The sequence below is a fragment of the Vibrio sp. Isolate33 genome (assembly GCF_022397895.1).
Lineage (GTDB): Bacteria > Pseudomonadota > Gammaproteobacteria > Enterobacterales > Vibrionaceae > Vibrio > Vibrio pomeroyi.
Genome location: NZ_JAKEUP010000001.1, coordinates 710,371 through 727,563 on the forward strand (window position 1 = coordinate 710,371; position 17,193 = coordinate 727,563).

General features: G+C 43.3%; 15 protein-coding genes. 13 read left to right on the forward strand and 2 right to left on the reverse strand.

Going from position 1 to position 17,193, the window contains the following annotated elements; translation table 11 throughout:
* The first annotated feature begins 241 nt into the window (after nt 1–241).
* The 3 genes from L1D37_RS02960 to L1D37_RS02970 all read left to right on the forward strand — a co-directional run bounded on the left by L1D37_RS02960 (nt 242) and on the right by L1D37_RS02970 (nt 4,177).
* Nucleotides 242–721: a type II secretion system protein gene (locus L1D37_RS02960; protein WP_239846816.1), complete on the forward strand. Its 480-nt coding sequence runs from the start codon at nt 242–244 to the stop codon at nt 719–721.
* 178 nt (nt 722–899) lie between these two features.
* On the forward strand, nt 900–1,430 hold the full coding sequence (locus L1D37_RS02965; RefSeq protein ID WP_239846817.1) for a hypothetical protein: 531 nt from the start codon (nt 900–902) through the stop codon (nt 1,428–1,430).
* Nucleotides 1,431–2,434: 1,004 nt separating this feature from the next.
* Nucleotides 2,435–4,177: an EAL domain-containing protein gene (locus L1D37_RS02970; protein ID WP_239846818.1), complete on the forward strand. Its 1,743-nt coding sequence runs from the start codon at nt 2,435–2,437 to the stop codon at nt 4,175–4,177.
* Nucleotides 4,178–4,234: 57 nt separating this feature from the next.
* Here L1D37_RS02970 and L1D37_RS02975 read toward each other — a convergent pair whose 3' ends face one another.
* Nucleotides 4,235–6,769, reverse strand: coding sequence for an EAL domain-containing protein (locus L1D37_RS02975; protein WP_239846819.1), 2,535 nt, complete (start codon nt 6,767–6,769; stop codon nt 4,235–4,237).
* A gap of 156 nt (nt 6,770–6,925) precedes the next feature.
* Between L1D37_RS02975 and L1D37_RS02980 the strand changes: the two genes are divergently transcribed.
* The 6 genes from L1D37_RS02980 to L1D37_RS03005 all read left to right on the forward strand — a co-directional run bounded on the left by L1D37_RS02980 (nt 6,926) and on the right by L1D37_RS03005 (nt 11,464).
* Complete coding sequence (locus tag L1D37_RS02980) at nt 6,926–7,297, forward strand: GntR family transcriptional regulator (RefSeq protein WP_239846820.1); 372 nt, start codon at nt 6,926–6,928, stop codon at nt 7,295–7,297.
* Nucleotides 7,294–8,148, forward strand: coding sequence for an ABC transporter ATP-binding protein (locus L1D37_RS02985; RefSeq protein ID WP_239846821.1), 855 nt, complete (start codon nt 7,294–7,296; stop codon nt 8,146–8,148). Before L1D37_RS02980 ends, L1D37_RS02985 begins: the two co-directional genes overlap by 4 nt.
* Nucleotides 8,148–9,005, forward strand: a complete 858-nt coding sequence (locus L1D37_RS02990) for a hypothetical protein (RefSeq protein WP_215403675.1) — start codon at nt 8,148–8,150, stop codon at nt 9,003–9,005. Before L1D37_RS02985 ends, L1D37_RS02990 begins: the two co-directional genes overlap by 1 nt.
* A gap of 980 nt (nt 9,006–9,985) precedes the next feature.
* The gene (locus L1D37_RS02995; protein WP_239831146.1) at nt 9,986–10,276 is read left to right on the forward strand and encodes an antibiotic biosynthesis monooxygenase; all 291 of its coding nucleotides are present in this window, start codon (nt 9,986–9,988) and stop codon (nt 10,274–10,276) included.
* Nucleotides 10,273–10,839, forward strand: coding sequence for a nucleotidyltransferase family protein (locus L1D37_RS03000; RefSeq protein WP_239846822.1), 567 nt, complete (start codon nt 10,273–10,275; stop codon nt 10,837–10,839). Before L1D37_RS02995 ends, L1D37_RS03000 begins: the two co-directional genes overlap by 4 nt.
* A gap of 187 nt (nt 10,840–11,026) precedes the next feature.
* The gene (locus L1D37_RS03005; RefSeq protein ID WP_176680008.1) at nt 11,027–11,464 is read left to right on the forward strand and encodes a bifunctional diaminohydroxyphosphoribosylaminopyrimidine deaminase/5-amino-6-(5-phosphoribosylamino)uracil reductase RibD; all 438 of its coding nucleotides are present in this window, start codon (nt 11,027–11,029) and stop codon (nt 11,462–11,464) included.
* Between the two features lie 17 nt (nt 11,465–11,481).
* On the opposite strand, the gene L1D37_RS03010 is transcribed toward L1D37_RS03005, so the two are convergent.
* Nucleotides 11,482–11,934: an NUDIX domain-containing protein gene (locus tag L1D37_RS03010; RefSeq protein WP_176680009.1), complete on the reverse strand. Its 453-nt coding sequence runs from the start codon at nt 11,932–11,934 to the stop codon at nt 11,482–11,484.
* A gap of 305 nt (nt 11,935–12,239) precedes the next feature.
* Between L1D37_RS03010 and L1D37_RS03015 the strand changes: the two genes are divergently transcribed.
* The 4 genes from L1D37_RS03015 (at nt 12,240) to L1D37_RS03030 (ending at nt 17,180) form a co-directional block, all read left to right on the forward strand.
* A complete protein-coding gene (locus L1D37_RS03015) occupies nt 12,240–13,952 on the forward strand; it encodes an RluA family pseudouridine synthase (protein WP_239846823.1) in 1,713 nt (570 codons plus the stop codon).
* Nucleotides 13,953–14,164: 212 nt separating this feature from the next.
* The gene (locus L1D37_RS03020) at nt 14,165–14,545 is read left to right on the forward strand and encodes a hypothetical protein (protein ID WP_239846824.1); all 381 of its coding nucleotides are present in this window, start codon (nt 14,165–14,167) and stop codon (nt 14,543–14,545) included.
* Between the two features lie 313 nt (nt 14,546–14,858).
* Nucleotides 14,859–15,638, forward strand: a complete 780-nt coding sequence (locus L1D37_RS03025; RefSeq protein WP_239846825.1) for a hypothetical protein — start codon at nt 14,859–14,861, stop codon at nt 15,636–15,638.
* Between the two features lie 180 nt (nt 15,639–15,818).
* A complete protein-coding gene (locus L1D37_RS03030) occupies nt 15,819–17,180 on the forward strand; it encodes a DUF1254 domain-containing protein (protein ID WP_239846826.1) in 1,362 nt (453 codons plus the stop codon).
* Nucleotides 17,181–17,193: the final 13 nt, after the last annotated feature.

Genomic DNA, 17,193 nt, shown 5'->3' on the forward strand with positions numbered 1-17,193 from the left:
TTATCAACAAGTTAGAGCTTTGAATGATTAATAAACAAGGTAATAGCACCAATGTGAACGCTTACGTAGGCTTACATTACGCAAAACAACAAAGATACACACATAACTCTTTGTTAATTAATGATTTAATCATAATGTCGAATTAGACCATCAGCTTGTACTTACACCTACTCTCTGTAATGGTTTTAGCATTTCGATTACCCTCAAACCGTCACTTAATCAGATTCATTCATTGGTAAATATGAGCAGACAAAACGGCTTCACTCTCTTAGAACTTATCGTCGCTGTACTGATCTTAGCGGTGGTTTCTGCCACGGCCATGGTCAAATTCTTAGATATTCAGGGCAGCGCTCGCGCGAGCAAAATACACGATGTGGCTGGCAAGCTTTGCACGGGCATCGACATGATCTATGCGAAATCTGCGATTGCTGGTGTGGAGGGAGAATGTGACTACGTTGAAAAGACTGAAATTGAAACCTACTACGTCTGTCATGGTTACCCAATCGCTTACGTCGATTCCTTAAGACGTCTGCTGAATATTGACCAAGCTGAACTCTACGTAAACAACAAAGAAGTCGAGGAAGGCAGCAATGCAGAAAGAGTCGCTGCTATCTCTTTTGATACGGAGAGTTACACCTATTCACCTGTTGGTGATTTTTGCCAGGTACTCTATCAACCGGAAAAAGAACCGCAAATCGTCGTTCTTGACGGTGCATGTTAAACGACATCTACCGCTCACTGCCCAACCATAAAACCTTACCTTGATCTCCATATTTAGGTGAGTTTTATCCGCCTAATGTCAGTTCTTTTTCAGCTCATTCTTGACTGTGCCGCGACTCATATTTGAGCCTCATTATTGCGTAGACTTTTTCCATCCTGACAAAATGAGAAAGAGAATCATGAAAAAGAAAACCTTCGTTTTACCAGCCATCGTTATCGCAACGGTATGTATCCCATTGTCTGCATTCGCAAAAGACCGCGATAACTCTATCGAAGCTGGTGTCACTTTCATCGGCAATCAAGAACTGGCAACCTTCGGCTACAGTAGAGAGTTGTCGAACAATATCGTGGTCGGTGGTGGTTTCTCATTGGGAACAGAAGCAGTAGATCTGCCTGAACCAAACTCACAAGATGCATGGGGCCTTTACTCCAACATCGGTTATAAGTTTGAAATCGCCGAGTTCGATATCATCCCTAAAATTGGTATCAACTACCTAAATGCAGATGTGGAGTTTGACGATGCTTCACTTAACGGCCTCAATATCGATAACGTCTATGGCTCAATCGGTACAACAGTGAACTGGCGCATGATAGGCCTAACGGTGGATTACGGTAAGATCAACGATTCTGCAATGGTGCCAGATGGTTCTGGAGGCACAACACCATTTGAAGAAGATGTGGTGCGTGTTACCGCCAGCTTCAACTTCTAGCCTCTTTGGCGTTTAGTCTTTAGCCTTACGTTCTTTGTCAAAAAAGCGGTAGAAAGAAAAGCTGCCAAAGGAACGTTTAAAACAAAAGGCGTCGCAAGAAAGTCTTCAAAAGAAAGCTGCCGAGAGCTCCTATTAGCCCGTCTAATTAGGGGCTTTTTCAGCGCTGTAAATAAAACAAAACCGACTTACTTAGAACTATGTTTGATAGTGCGTATTAATTAATCAAAAGCCACTCTTGCTTTCTGGTTATAAGTCACTCAAAAAGAATGTTTATTGAAACAAGTCGTTAATATAGTAAGGTTTCTCCAGTGACACAGGCATTATAAAAACCTCACTCATATAAAATTGAAATATCTTTCAACAAAATAGAGCACAAACCTAACCAAAAACAGCTTAATCATGGAATCAACGTCACAGTTCAATCGACCTAACGCTTTGAGTTACACCCTTCTTAGTTAAAATTAAAAAGCAAGATTTTAATAACATTACATTAATTGATAAAGCCTATTCATAAAACCCCGACAAAACCACTACTGATATTAGTGTCAATTAGAAATCTCATTAAATAAAGAAATATAATGCCTCAATTAAATGATATTAATATTACCTACTTCCTTATAATTAAATTTTATCCTGAAAAAACCTGATAAATCAGCCCCATCAATAACCACCACAAATACCACGCGCAACTACATTAGCAATCACTAAAGTTATGGTTAAAACTGCTGATATAGCGGCTTACAAATGGATAAATACCAAAACAAATGGATAAATCCCCCTTGTCTCTTGTAAAACATCGGCTTTCATTTATAAATTCAAGTTTTGGGTGAACATCTCTATAACCTTTCATTACAGCCCAGATTCTGCGATTAGTATCAACATCTTAAGAGGAAATGGTGACATTTTAGTTATGTTATTTAGAACGGACTCTTGGGTTGAATGACAATCCCAGCCATCACATATCAATCACACAAATATAATAACTATCGCTTAGGAGTTGAACTATGCACTGTTCTTTCAATATAAATAACAATAATGAGAGCTTGCAACTAATCTATAATGAAGAAAAAATATATATCAAAAGAGACAGTAATAAGATATCAGAGGAAACTCTTAATAGTAAAGAGAGTTTTGTCTTCAAATATTTAATTGAGAATGCTTCAATTTCTAACCCTCAATCCGCTAGAGATGTTGAAGAGTCTTTTAAATCGCATTTTGATGAAGAGTTCAGTTTGTACGCATTAAAGAATATTATCGCGTCTATAAGAAAGAAATATCGAAACTTATGTGAAGAAGCCGAGGTTGATAATAATAGTGAACTCATTTCTAACCTTTATAAGGTTGGCTATTTTATTGATCTCGATAAGAGCTCAGAAAACCGCATAGCGCCCAAAGACAACATCAACCAGTTCAAACCCAGTCAGGTAGAGATGCTCAAGCTGATGTTCAACACCTATCACAAGGAGTTGATCAGGGCTTTGATAACCGTGTTCACCGCGACGTCATTCTTCTTGTTCGTTGTCTACTTTTTCCAAATCCTTTATACAACGAAAATTGCAGATGAATACAGTGGGAACACCAAACATATTGCAGAAGAGGTAATGGATTACGGCTGTGACAGCCCTGGAGCGGTGCATTCATTAAGGCACTCACTCAACCTCGATTCGGTCGTCATGACCACCCCTCATGGCTCGTGCTATATATCCAAAAGCCGCTCACAGTATGTGGAACTCGATAAGATTGATGACTTCTACGACAGTGGTGACTTCACTTATTCGCGTTTCAGTGACCCTGAAAATGATATCGATCTGACGGTTCGAATTTCCAAAGGTTCTATTGAGGCGCGTTACAGAAACTCACTGTTGCCTCTGTTGGTTGATTCGGTCTCTATACAAAAGAATGGCTACTACATTCTCAACCTCGGCGATAACAGTCAGCCGATTTATACTTCTGAGCTACCGAGCGGTGCCTCGATCACTTTCTACAGTGACGATATCGTGGCACTGTGGGTTGCACTCTCACTGCTGCTCGCCACCCTACTTTATCGCTCATATATTTTAGGTTTCTTTATTTACCTGTATCGCTGGAAACACATCTCGTTTGAAGAAGAGCCAATCATCAACACAGAAGACAACACCGTTTTGTACTACGAGCTATTATCTAGGGTGCGCAATGTCGGGGTTTTGAGCTTCATCAACACCATGAGACGCACCAACCTACTGACATTTCATACGATTTTACTTGTCGAAACGGTCAAAAACGCCAAGTTGAACAACAGCCATGAGATCTACGGTGTCAACGTCTGCCCAAGTGCTTTAGTCGGGAATAACTTTTCAAAGCTCAAAGTGCATTTGGATGCGATGGAAGCGAATGAATTTGTGGTTGAGATAACTGAATACTCAAACATTGGTTATGGATGTGAGGTGATAGACAACATCAAGGCAATCAAAAAGCTGGGGATCACCATCGCATTGGATGACTTTGGGACAGGTAATAACAACATCGAGATCATCGGTATTATCTCGCCAACCTATCTAAAGCTGGATCGTTGTTTTGTTAAAGACATCGAATCAGGTGAGCACCATCAAGGTGTCTTGCTTAACATCTCAGAGATTGGACGCTTATCCAACATTACGATGATTTACGAGGGTGTCGAAACGCGCAGGCAGCAATATATCTTGTGTCAGTTGGGCTACAACCTGCATCAAGGTTACCTATATAGCCGACCTCAAGGCACGACAAGCTAATCACTTTGAGCGCTTAATCCTAGCAAAGCACCTGTGAACGCTAAGGCATCAATTGGATTAGGCGTTACTTAACGCAAGACTTTCAGAGCTCACAGGAAAATAGGCATCAACTAACCCTTGAGCAGAGAGTGGCTTATCGAAGTAGTAACCTTGTAATAAGTCACAATGGTATTGCTGCAACTTCGCCATCTGCTCTGGGGTCTCGACCCCTTCCGCGACGACTTTCATTTGGCAAGACGCACCAATATCAATGATCGCTTTAACCAAGGTTTCGCTGTGTTGGCTGGAGTTGAGCTTGCCAATGAAAGAGCGATCGATCTTGATCTCGGTGATCGGCAACGTATTGAGGTAATTCAGTGATGAAAAGCCCGTTCCAAAATCATCGAGCGAGATACCAAACCCATACTCACGAAGCCTTCTCAGTATCGGCTCAACAATGTGCAGATCTTTAATGAGGATGTTTTCTGTCAGTTCGAGAGTGACTCGACAAGGGTCGATGCCCACTTCTTCAACGAGACTAATCACCTTGTCATCGAAGCCAAGTTCAAAGACTTGTTTAGGTGACACGTTCACAGAAACACATACTGCTTCTGGTCCGTTTGGCATTAAGCTTAAGGTGTCTACACACGCTTTTCTTAACACAAACTCACCAATCTCGTGAATCTTACCGACTCGTTCTGCTGCCGGAATGAAATCCAGCGGAGACACAAAACCAAGCACACTATTGTGCCAACGACACAGCGCCTCTACCCCTTTTAGTTGCTCGGTATGAGAATCCACTTGAGGTTGATACAGCACACTGAACTCGCCCTTGTCTAAGGCTGTTTCTAACTGTTCTTCAATCGAAAAGTCATACTTCACTTTCTGATTGATCACATCGTCATAGAAAACCGCATCGCCTTTGTTCAGCTCCTTCGCCTTATACAACACAATATCGGCTTTGGTTAGCAACTCTTCCACCTCTGTTCCATCATAAGGATACATAGATACGCCCGCAGAACATTGCGCAGAAACAGAAGAACCATGCAGATCAAACGATGGCTCGAACACACCTTGGATTTGTTTGACTTTGTTTTCCGCTTCCACGAGGTCATGAATGCCCGGCAGACAGAAAACAAACTCATCGCCTCCGAAGCGTGACACGATATCGTTAGGCCCCAAGATACGCTCGAAGCGCTGACCTATCTGTTTCAGCAATTCATCTCCGCTCGCGTGACCATATTGGTCATTGATGCGTTTGAAGTTATCTAAATCAACAAACACTAACGCCACCAGTTTGCCTTCAAGCTTTGAATGCGCAATAGCTCGGCTGACTTGCAGTTCGAGTTCTGAGCGGTTTGGGAGAGCGGTTAAGGAGTCGTGTCTTGCCATATGTTGAAGACGGCGGCGGCTATTTTGGATTCGATTGAAGTCATCGGAAATTCGCTGTTCCATTTGAGCAAAGCGTATCGAGATCCTTCGGCCAACCAGAGCGCTGATAAAAATGCACGCTAGGGAAACGAGTACGCTCATGACGAGAACGAGCCCGAATTCGTTGCGAGACTCAGCTAATAACTCATCCTTTCGCTTCTCTATCGAGGCATTGACGTTATTCAGGTAAATACCCGTCCCGACAATCCAATCCCACTCGCCTACATTCTGTACATAGCTACTCTTTGGGCCTATCACGCCCTGTTTATCTTCCGCCATGTAGTCGACAAACCCGCCTGTCTCAGCTTGAGCCAGAACATCTTGTTTGAAGTCATCTCCAATGAGGTCATACACATTAAGCTCTCGCCCGGCATAAATCTGGTTCGCATGAAGCAAACTGTTGCCGTTCTTCTCAAAAACAAATAAATACCCATTATCGCCAATCGTCACTGTCGACAGGATCTCAAGGATTCGTTGGTAGCTCGTGCGCTTAACATCTTCAATCGAAACACCTGTACCGAAATACCAATCAAACGGCTCAAATCGGCGGATATAACTGAGTTTTTCAAAATGGTCGCTGCCGAGATGAGGCTTTTCAAAATCCTGCCCATCAAACCCCGGACGAGGAGCAAAATAACGAGAATAAGCCCCATCAGTCGCTTTCAGAAGGTCGATTTGCTCTTTAATGACAGGCACGCCACGGATGTCGGTCTCTTCCAACTGGTTTGTGTTTTCAAGTTCAGGATACAGTGGATGGACTAACACATTACCTTGCATGTCATAAGCATAGATATAGCCCTTTTCCTTGGCATAACTCAGCTTTCTAATCTCATTAAGAATGAGTAACTTGAGTTCTTCTTGTGGCAGGTGTTGATTAGATGAGTAGATATTTCGAGCGGCGGTATAGGCTCTGTCTAAGCGACGAGTGATTCTCTTTTTTGTCTCAGATTCAATAAGGCGCTGGGTGTGCGTGATTTGCTGAGACACCTGCAACACCTGGGTCTCAATCGATTCCTTTTGCGCTGCAATGTAATCCGTTCTGATGAGATTAACCAACGCCTTAACCTTGTGGTCTACGCTCGTGAACATCGCCACATTCAATATGATCGCAGAAAAGATGATGATGGTTATTGGCAAATACTTGGTAAACCAAACCAGTTTTTTGTCATTAATGTGCAACATACGAATTCAACACCACAGTACGGAGTGCTATATAATGACATTGTTTTTACTGAACATCCAACTATAAAAATATTCTATCTATTTCTATAAAACCCTTGCCAATTCGAATAAAAAGGTTAGTGTTATACACATGTATATCACCATGCAGTTTTGATTATGACCGAATGGAAAGACGACCAACCGATCTTTAGGCAGCTCGCTACCAAGATCAGTGACCAAATTCTTCAAGGTGTTTGGTTAGAACAACAAGCATTGCCTTCGGTGCGTGCCGTTGCTGCCGATCTCAAAATCAACCACCTTACTGTCATGAAAAGCTACCAGTTACTGGTGGATGAAGGCTTGGTAGAGAAAAAACGCGGCCAAGGCATGTATGTGGCCGAAGGCGCGCTTCAAAAGTTGAAAGAGTCGGCACACAAAACTTTCATTAACACACAGATCCCAGCCATCGCTGAGACGCTAGGCATCATTGATATGAGTGTCGAAGAACTCGTGAAACAGCTAGAACAACACATCAAGGACAAGTCATGAGTACTTTACTTTCCGTGAAAAACGTAACCAAAACCTATTCAAATCAAGTGGGTGTCGAGAACATCAGCTTTGAGTTAAAACCGGGGCAAGTGCTTGGGTTACTTGGCCACAATGGTGCGGGTAAATCGACACTGATCAAATCACTGCTTGGTGGGCACAACTATCAAGGTGAGATTGAGGTCAATGGTTACCACCCTATCCACCAGCACGCGGAGCTCATGCAGCACCTATCTTACATTTCAGATGTGAACGTGTTGCCAGAGTGGATGACAGTGAAACAACTGCTTCGCTACACAGAAGGTGTGCACCCAAGCTTCAATAAACAAAAAGCCGAACAGACGCTAAGCAGCACCAACATTAAGATCTCTTCAACGATCAAGCAGCTTTCTAAAGGGATGAAGGTTCAACTTCACCTTGCGATCATCATCGCAACGGATACTCAAGTCTTGATCTTAGATGAGCCTACGCTTGGTCTAGATCTACTCTACCGCGATACTTTTTATCGCCATCTTCTAGAGTGGTTCCACGACGGCGAACGCGCGATGATCATCGCCAGTCATGAAGTTTCAGAGATCGAACACCTATTAACGGATGTGTTGATTCTGAAACAAGGTCACTGTGTGATGCAAAAGAGCATGGAAGAGATCGAGAACGACTACTTCATTATCGATATGGCAAACAACCACTCTAGTGAGATCCAAAAGCTTAATCCACTGACCTCACAACCGGGGCTGGGAACGACTAAGTGGTTATTGGAAAGTCATTACAAAGAACAGGTTGAATCATTGGGTAACATCTACAACGTTGGTCTCGCGGACCTATTCCTTGCAACACAGACGGAGAAGGCATAATGCACCCAAGTTTTTACATGCTAGAAAAAGAACTTATCGAGCATAAAATTAACACTCGACTGCCTCTGTTTATCGGATTGTGTGGTTTCTTGCTTTTCGTTAGCTTGTTCTTTAGTGGTCAAGCACAACACGACTTTTTCTTCCAAATGGAAGTTAACGGCGACGTAAGCAGCATGCACAGAGACTTCTCACGAGACCTCAATTCAGTGATCTACTTTGGCGCAGGCCTAATTTCACTGTTGCTTTCTACGCTTTATATCCCTAAAACACTGCGTAAAGAACGCCAAGAAGGCAGTTCGATGTTTTGGAGAAGTATGCCTGTATCGAATGCCATGACTCACGCCGTGAAGTTAGGTTTCGGATTAGTGGTGATCCCTGCTATCTGTGCGCTATTGGTTCTATTTGCTGATGTTCTGTTCTGGATTCTGAACCTATCGAGTGAACAACCATTGGCACTGTTAGTTGAGCAGCAGTCGTTATTTTATGTACTCAGTAATTGGGTGGTGTTCTTTGGTCGCATGCTGCTGGTTGCGTTAGTTCTATTGCCACTGGCAACGATGACTCTGGCGATTTCGCAACTGGTTAACTCTCCGCTGCTTGTCATCTTTGTCTCTAGCTTTGCCATTAAATGGTTGGCTATCGCACTATTCGGTTTCTATGGCATCAATGACTTTTTTTCGGTTATCGCTTCACTACCAATGAAAGTACTGACGACAAGCAACCCATTCAGCGCGCTTTCAGAAGTTTCGATTCTGTCTCTAAGTATTTACATCCTGCTCGGTATTGGCGGTTACTTGCTGAGCCTTAAGTTAAACAGAACCGACGATGTGAGCTTGAAGACGCTGTTCCAACGCTAGAGTCATCGCGCCTGAGCCTCAAGGTTCATCACGCACACACAAAATCTAAATCAAAGCTTCTGAGAAATCGGGAGCTTTTTTATTTGCTAACGCTTTCTTTCAAGGGAAGTGCGTTTCAGATACTTGAATAGTGAAAAAGATATAGTCGAGGATGCGAGTTGATTTTGGTGCGTAAGAATTAAGTGAAGTAGGTATAACGATAGAGGGTATTAATGAGCTGACATTGAATTGCATTGTTGTTAATGCCTGCCAGCTCTTTGGGGATAATTTCTTTAGTCGCCGACCAGATGAAGGTCCTTGAGAGTGCTATTGAAATCGGTTTGTTGCGTTTTACATACCCAATTGAGGGTTTTGTTTGAAAGCCTTTTCGCTTTCAGCTTTGTAACTTTATAGGTTTAGATATAAAGCTTATTTCTTTGAAGCTTCTTTTGACGTGTCTTTCCAGTATTGGATACGAACGCGATGAAGCTGTGCTCTTCTCATTTTTTTCATAAGGGATATTTCCTTTTCTTTAACTGCTCTTCTTGAGCTATTTTTTATTGCCAACCATTCGAATTTAACGGTGTTTGACGGCCAGATCAATGATACAAATCACAAAACATATAGGGTTTTAAGTACCATTTACATCAAAGTATGACCTAGATATCAACTATGGCTCCATTTAATCCGATGAGCCGTTGTTCGAAATTAAGATTAGTTATCTCAGATGACAAATTCATTTCAGTACCAATACAGTTCAATGATACCTGTTTAATAGACCGGACCAACGCAGATTAAGTTCCCAATAACTTACCTTTCCTACCTATTAACTTATCACCTTCAGCAATAAAAGTTACGGTGTAACCTAAATTCCAACTATATTGACCATTTTTTATTCACATTAGCCTATACGACACAAACTCAAAATGGGATTATGTTTGTAACGGACGGCGCTTTTATTGGAAAAAGCGAGTAATGGGCAAAATTAAATGGACGTAATAATGAGTAAAGTCATTCTACAAGGGCATATTCTCGTGCCTGACAACGACCTAGAAGCGGTCACACAAGCGTTGGTTGTTCATAAAGAACTTACACTGTCAGAACCTGGCTGTATTGTGTTTCGAGTCAGTCAAAGCACACTTCAACCTAATCGCTTTGAAGTTTACGAGGAATTCACGAATCGTGATGCGTTCGAAGCCCACCAGCAACGCGTCAAAGCTTCTGAATGGGGTCAGATCTCAAAGAACGTGACACGTCATTATCAAGTCACCGACGTGACCACACCACAATGACAGAGCCCTTAGCCGATCGCATCATCACATTGATCAAACAAGATCTCTTGCGAATGCAGGTATTAGAGTGTGTCTCTCAATTGGGTTTACCGCAGTGTTATGTCGCCGCTGGCTTTGTGAGGAATCGAGTCTGGGATCACCTACATGGTTTTGACTCCTCTACACCACTCAATGACATTGATGTGATCTACTTTGATCGCGGTGATACCTCTTACGAATCGGCTATTCGATACGAAGCCCAGCTTCAAGAGAGGTTACCTGAACTCAACTGGCAAGTTCGTAATCAAGCCAACATGCACATCAGAAACAAAGATGAGCCTTACCACGGCTCATTAGATGCGATAAGTTACTGGCCAGAGAAAGAGACCGCTATCGCCGTAAAACAAAACCTCGATGGAGATATAGAGTGTATCTCAGCTTTTGGTTTAGAAAGCTTATTTGATTTGAAGATCACGCCGAACCCCAATCGCAGCAGAGATGTGTTTGACCAACGAGTACAATCTAAAAACTGGCTAACTCACTGGCCCAAGTTAAGGATTGGAAACACGATTGACCAAAATTAGCTATCGACCAAAGTCAGTCATTGGCACCAATTAACTGGCAGTCGAACTCAAAGCTAAAACCATTGACTCGAAGTCCAATCAGATCGAATATGCCCCGCTTGTTAGCTTAGTAAGTTAGTAACTAACCATCTCATTAACTGCGCGCGCCACTAACTGCTGCGCCCTCTCGTCATACAGAGTAACGACCATGAACCAACAATACATGTTGCAAGCTCTCGAAGCTTCGCGCCAAGCCCTACCTGATTGCCAACCAAACCCGCCAGTAGGCTGTGTTTTGGTGAAAAACGATAAGGTGGTGTCGGTTGGGTACACACAAAAGGTCGGTGGAAATCATGCCGAGGTCGAAGCACTGAATAGATATGACGACAAAACGGATGGAACAATGGAAGGCGTTACCGCTTACGTAACTTTAGAGCCTTGCTCTTTTGTTGGCAGAACACCCGCTTGCGCCAATACATTGGTCAAAGCAGGTGTAAAACACGTCGTCGTTGCCATGCTAGACCCTGACCCGCGCAATAATGGTCGTGGTGTAGCGATACTCGAGTCGCACGGAGTGAAAGTGGATATAGGGCTATGCCAAGTGCAAGTGAGCGCCTTTTTAACCCCGTATCTTGGTAAGTCTTAACTGTTAAACAGCCAATGCTAGTTCAGTTTCACTCGGTAAAGCGGATTGACTGGCTTATCAACAAAATACGACCAAATATGATCGTAGACGGCATGCTGGTTAGGGAATGGCGCGAGCGCTTTCGCTTCCTCTAAATCGCACCAGCGGTACTCTGTGTGTTCGTCATTCAGTTCAATCGCTTGGTTGGGCGGACATACAACTGCAAACACTGGGATTAGCTCAATCACGTTCACGTGCGCCTCGTAAAACTGCTCCAGAAACTGCGCGTTATACAAGGCTTCCACTTGAATTTTTGTCTCTTCTTCAAACTCACGAACAATAGCCTGCCAGCCTGTTTCACCTGCTTCAATCGAGCCTGCAACATGGCACCAAAACTCGCCTTTCACACGCTTCATTAATAGCATTTTCGTTTGTCCGTCGATCTCAGAAATTGCGACACCGGATACAATCGAAGTATTGAGTGGAATCATAACGTTACCTTAGGTTGAACAAGAGGGCGGCAAGGCTACCACCCTTCGTTTGCGAAGTTGTCTTCTATGATTAAAAACGAGAGGCCACTCATCAATTTATAGCTATCGAGCGCAACTGCTGAAGTTTTGTGCCAAAGAATAAACCTTATATGTTCAAGAACAGCCTTGGTACCCAGTCATTGAGCGAATCTTATTTGAGGCGCATTTCGATAAAGAGTAGAATCGCCGCCTTGTACTGTGTTTAAGCTCTCAAAGCATACACCATAGTTCCACAGCCATTTATCACCATGAAGTAAGACGACAATATGCACTCATCAAAACCAACGCACGACTCAGAAAACAGCCACACACCTGAGCATTGCTTCACTCGTTTTCAACAGCCGATCGAGTCATATTCGTTACCTGAGCGTTTCACCTTCCCGTTCTATTATGAACCGCACCCTTTGTGTGAAATCGCCTCGCATCAGCTTCAACAATACTTAGAAACTCAAATCGATTGGCAACATGACTTCGGACTCGATTCTGATGCAGGTCGCGGCAAGATGTTTGGTGTGTTGTTAGTAAGAAGCCCAGAAGGTGAGCTGGGGTACTTCTCTGCTTTCTCTGGGAAAATCGCCGACCAAAACCTACTGCCCCATTTTGTGCCGCCCGTATTCGACATGTTGAGCAGCGACAGCTTTTTCCATCAAGACACAGCTGACATGATGGCTGTGAATGCGAAATTTAAAGCGCTGCAAGTCAACACTGAATATCTCGAATTGTGTGAGCAGTTAGCACAGCAGAAAGCACAGGCAGAAAAAGAGATCGAAGCGCAACGCTTGTTGATTATTGAAGGTCGCAAAACGCGTAAAGAACAACGTGAACAAGGTAAAGAAAACCTTAATGAGCAAGCTTTCGAACAGCTAAATAACGAGCTAAACAAAGCCAGTGTTGCCGACAAGAATCAGCAGAAGTACCTTAAGCTCAACTGGGAACAAACTCTGAATGAGCTTCAGGGCAAAGTTGAAGTATTTACGACTCAATTAGCTGAGCTCAAAGAGCAAAGAGCACACATCTCTCATCAGCTTCAACACAAGTTGTTTTCACAATACGCTTTCCAAAATGCGGAAGGTAATGTCGAAGACCTGAACCAGATATTTGAAAACACGCCAAATAAGATTCCACCAGCTGGTTCTGGCGAATGCGCTGCGCCAAAACTTCTTCAATATGCGTATCTGAATGGCTATACGCCACTGGCACTGGCTGAATTTTGGTGGGGTCGCTCACCGAAGTCTGAAATCCGTAAGCACAAGAAATACTACGCCTCTTGCCAAAGCAAATGTGTACCGATTTTAGGCCACATGATGAAAGGCCTAGAGGTGGATCCAAACCCATTGCTAGAAAATCCAGCTGAAGGCAAAGACCTCGATATCTTGTTCCAAGACGATCACATCGTTGTGGTACACAAGCCAGCCGGTTTTCTATCCGTACCAGGCAAAACCATCAAAGATTCGGCCTATACTCGCGTTCAAGAAATGCATCCTGATGTTGAAGGCCCATTTGTGATTCACCGTTTGGACATGGCGACCTCTGGCATTCTGATATTCGCGCTTACACGACGTGCGAACAAAAGCTTGCAGAAGCAGTTCATTACTCGTGAAGTCGAAAAGCGATACGTCGCAATGATTGAAGGCGTTCTAACGGAAGATGAAGGTTATGTTCGCTTGCCATTACGTGGCGATTTGTACGATCGTCCTCGCCAGATTGTCTGCTTCGAACACGGCAAGCCAGCTGAAACCAAGTGGGAAGTGATTGAGCGAAACCAAGAAACAACCAAGGTTTACCTGCACCCGAAAACTGGCCGTACGCACCAATTGCGCGTTCACTGTTCACATGAAGAAGGGCTTAACATGCCTATCGTTGGTGACGGCTTGTATGGCAACAAAGCTGACCGATTGCACCTGCACGCTGAAAGGCTTGCGCTGCATCACCCAGTCACCAAAGAGTGGATGGAGTTCCAGTTTGACGCTGAATTCTAAGGGTTCTCGTTAATAGTAGGCTCTAGTTAATAGTAAGCTTTAATTGAGGGAGCCACGCCGTTTTTGGCTCCCCTTTTCACTCACCATCATTCTCACTCCCTTATTTCCCCTACCTCTTTCGGATATATCTCCACGCTTATTGCACTACATCAAGGTTCACGTTCTTGTGAAGAGTAGGATGCCCCTCTTCTTCTTTCCTTGAGGCCTTTGATATGTCATCAGCTGCTTTGAATTTACAATCCAACACACAAACTCCTTCAATGATCGCGCCTCAAGCACAAAGCTTAAAACCACTCACCAACAAGAAGCCAGACTTAAACTCAGCGATGTTGAATCTCATCGAAGAAGTGAAGAACGAACTCCCTCTTTACGAGTCAGAGACGTTTATCTGTGGCCCAAAGGGTAACTGCTCTGGTTGTTCTAAAAAATTGCTAGAGATGGTCGACACAGAATTGATGTACTGGGAACACAGTATTTCAATCGGACAAGGACCCAACTTCGAAGAACTGCGTCGTTTTGGTAAACTCTGCAGCAGCGTAAGACGCGGCTTAGAACGCAATGGCTTGGTAGAAAAGCGTCCGAGAAAGAGGTAACGAGTCACTCTCATACCTACTTTTGTTTCATGTAAAAGCTCGATTTGACCGCTTTTTGTTTTATCCGAACGAATTATTGGTACAGCTGACCATTAATTAAACCTGTCGGATAAAACAAGAAACCGCATCTGAAACACGTACTTATCTAACCTATCCATCTCCCCTTAAATTTATACCAAATTCGATATAAACCCTATTCAATCAATAATATAGAACCAAAAACCAAGAATCGTTAACCTCTTGTCATCCACTAATTCAGCCACAACGTAGCCACTTCGGTTTACTCAATGTGGTGCATGACGATAGGTCTACTATGAAAAAAAACGCTTACCTTTTATTCACCATTCCTCTGATGTATTCCATCAATGTCTTCGCCGATGACAACAACGCCGTTGAAGATATGTCGGACCCGTTGGCTGTATTTACCCAAGTGGGCGGAGGGATCACCGACAAAGGTCTTAACCTAAAAATTGGCCAAACCTACGATACCGGTAAAGACAACCAAGCCGGTATGAACGTGTTCGAGGTTAAAGGTATTGGAGGTGAAACTTTTGGCTGGACTGACAACGACCAACATCCAGTCAACGACTCTATTGACTCTGTTCGCTATCGTAATTTCTCAGTGAACACGATCAATGGTCGCGCTAATCAAATTGATCTTAATTACGATTTTAATAGCGAATCAGGTACAGCTTCCTACAGTTTCATTCAAGCTTTACCGAAATTGGGGCGACTCAATCTATACCCACTGGCAGGTGTCGGTACAGCATTTAGTAATAGCTTTGACGAAAATGGCGATGCTGTCGGTGGTTATGGTTTCCCAGGCACATTTGCGGTAGTGGGTACTTACACCAAATTTGAAGTCACAGATAATATTTGGATCAACTACAACCCAATGTGGATGACAACATTGTCAGGTTCTGACGAGTTTACTCAATATGGAATGGAAAATTCAGACAGTGTATTCACTCACGAACTCGCTATTTCTTATCAATTTACATCCCGCTTTAATGTTCGTTACTACGCAAACTGGACTGAAAACACCGACTTTTCTGATGGTGACCAGCGTATAGAGTTCAACTACCAGCTCTAATACTTTGCGACACAAACAGGTTTCCATTAATTCAAATTAACACCGTAAATGCCAGTACATGATTCATTCGCTTGCCTTAATTAATATCAATTTTGATATTAATTAAGCCCAATAAATACCATTTATAGCAAATAATAGAACATGTACTCTTCCAAAATCACAACAACGAGAGTCAAGAGAATGAAAAAATCTTTTATCGTATTTGCTTTAACCAACGCTCTATTAATTGCGCCTGCCATGGCAAACAGTCCATCAGACACAATACGTGTAGTCCAAGCAAACGCTGCTATTCAACAACACGACAAACAAAAACTTGAGCAACTAGCTTATGAATACGCGTATAGCATTGATGAAGCATACAAATACTTTTACGAAACGGTCGTCGAAGCAGATTACCCACTGAACCGATTCCAGAATATTCGAGTTCTGGCTGATGATACTTATACCTCTCATCCAACCATCAATAATGACACCTTGCACCTAATGGGTTGGATGGATTTAGCCGCTGAACCAGTGATCATTACAATCCCTGATCATGACGAGAATCGTTACTGGTTGTTCCATACTATGAACATGCAGCATTTTACTGACTCTGCGTTCGGCTCCCCACAAAGAGGAACGAAAGGCGGCACTTTCATGTATGCCGTTGAAGGTTGGCAAGGTGATGTGCCCGCGAGTGTTGATCAAGTGATATACGTAGAGCATCCTTTGGTGAAAATGATGGGCCGAATTATGGATTTAGGTGGCGATGATTCCGCGAAAGCCCAAGCGCTAATGGACCACTGGACCATTCGTACTCTCTCTGAGTTCTTAGGACAAAAAGGCCCAAAACAGATAGAGCGTAACTACCCTAACCCAGAAACTACCAACTGGGTTGAACGAACAAATTTCGTTCTAGCGGAAGGCACCATGCGTGATCATGACGCAAAACTATTGAGCGACTTCGCTAAGCTCAAACTAGGCGCTCCAGTTGGCACTACCTTTACAGACCAAGAACAAAAAATGATTGAGCTTGCACGACAACAAGGACTTGATCACATTAGTAACGCTGGTTTCGATGACTCTCGCGACATTCTGGGTACTCGTGAGGAAATGACTGCAGTGCCAAGCTTCCAGCACGCCTTTGGCACTTACATGGGTCAATGGGGACTACCTGCTGAACATACAATGTATGGTGCCGACTATGTCGACAGCCAAGGGGATCCTCTTGATGGTAGCAAATACGATTACACGGTGACTTTTGAAGCACCTGACATCGAAAAAGGCGGATTTTGGTCATACACAGCTTACAGTGCTGAGACGCGGTTCATGGAAAAGAATGACATGAACCGTCATTCTCGCGGCGACCGTACTCTCACTCCCAATGCTGATGGCACGTATACTATTTTCATGAGCTCAAATACGGAAGGCCAAGCAGATAACGAAAACTTCTTACCGATTCCAGACCACGGATGGTACGCAGTACTTCGAATGTATACTCCGGGCGATAAAGTAAAAAATGATGAGTGGAAAGCAACGCCATTCACTCGAATAAAAAAATAATTTATCACTGACC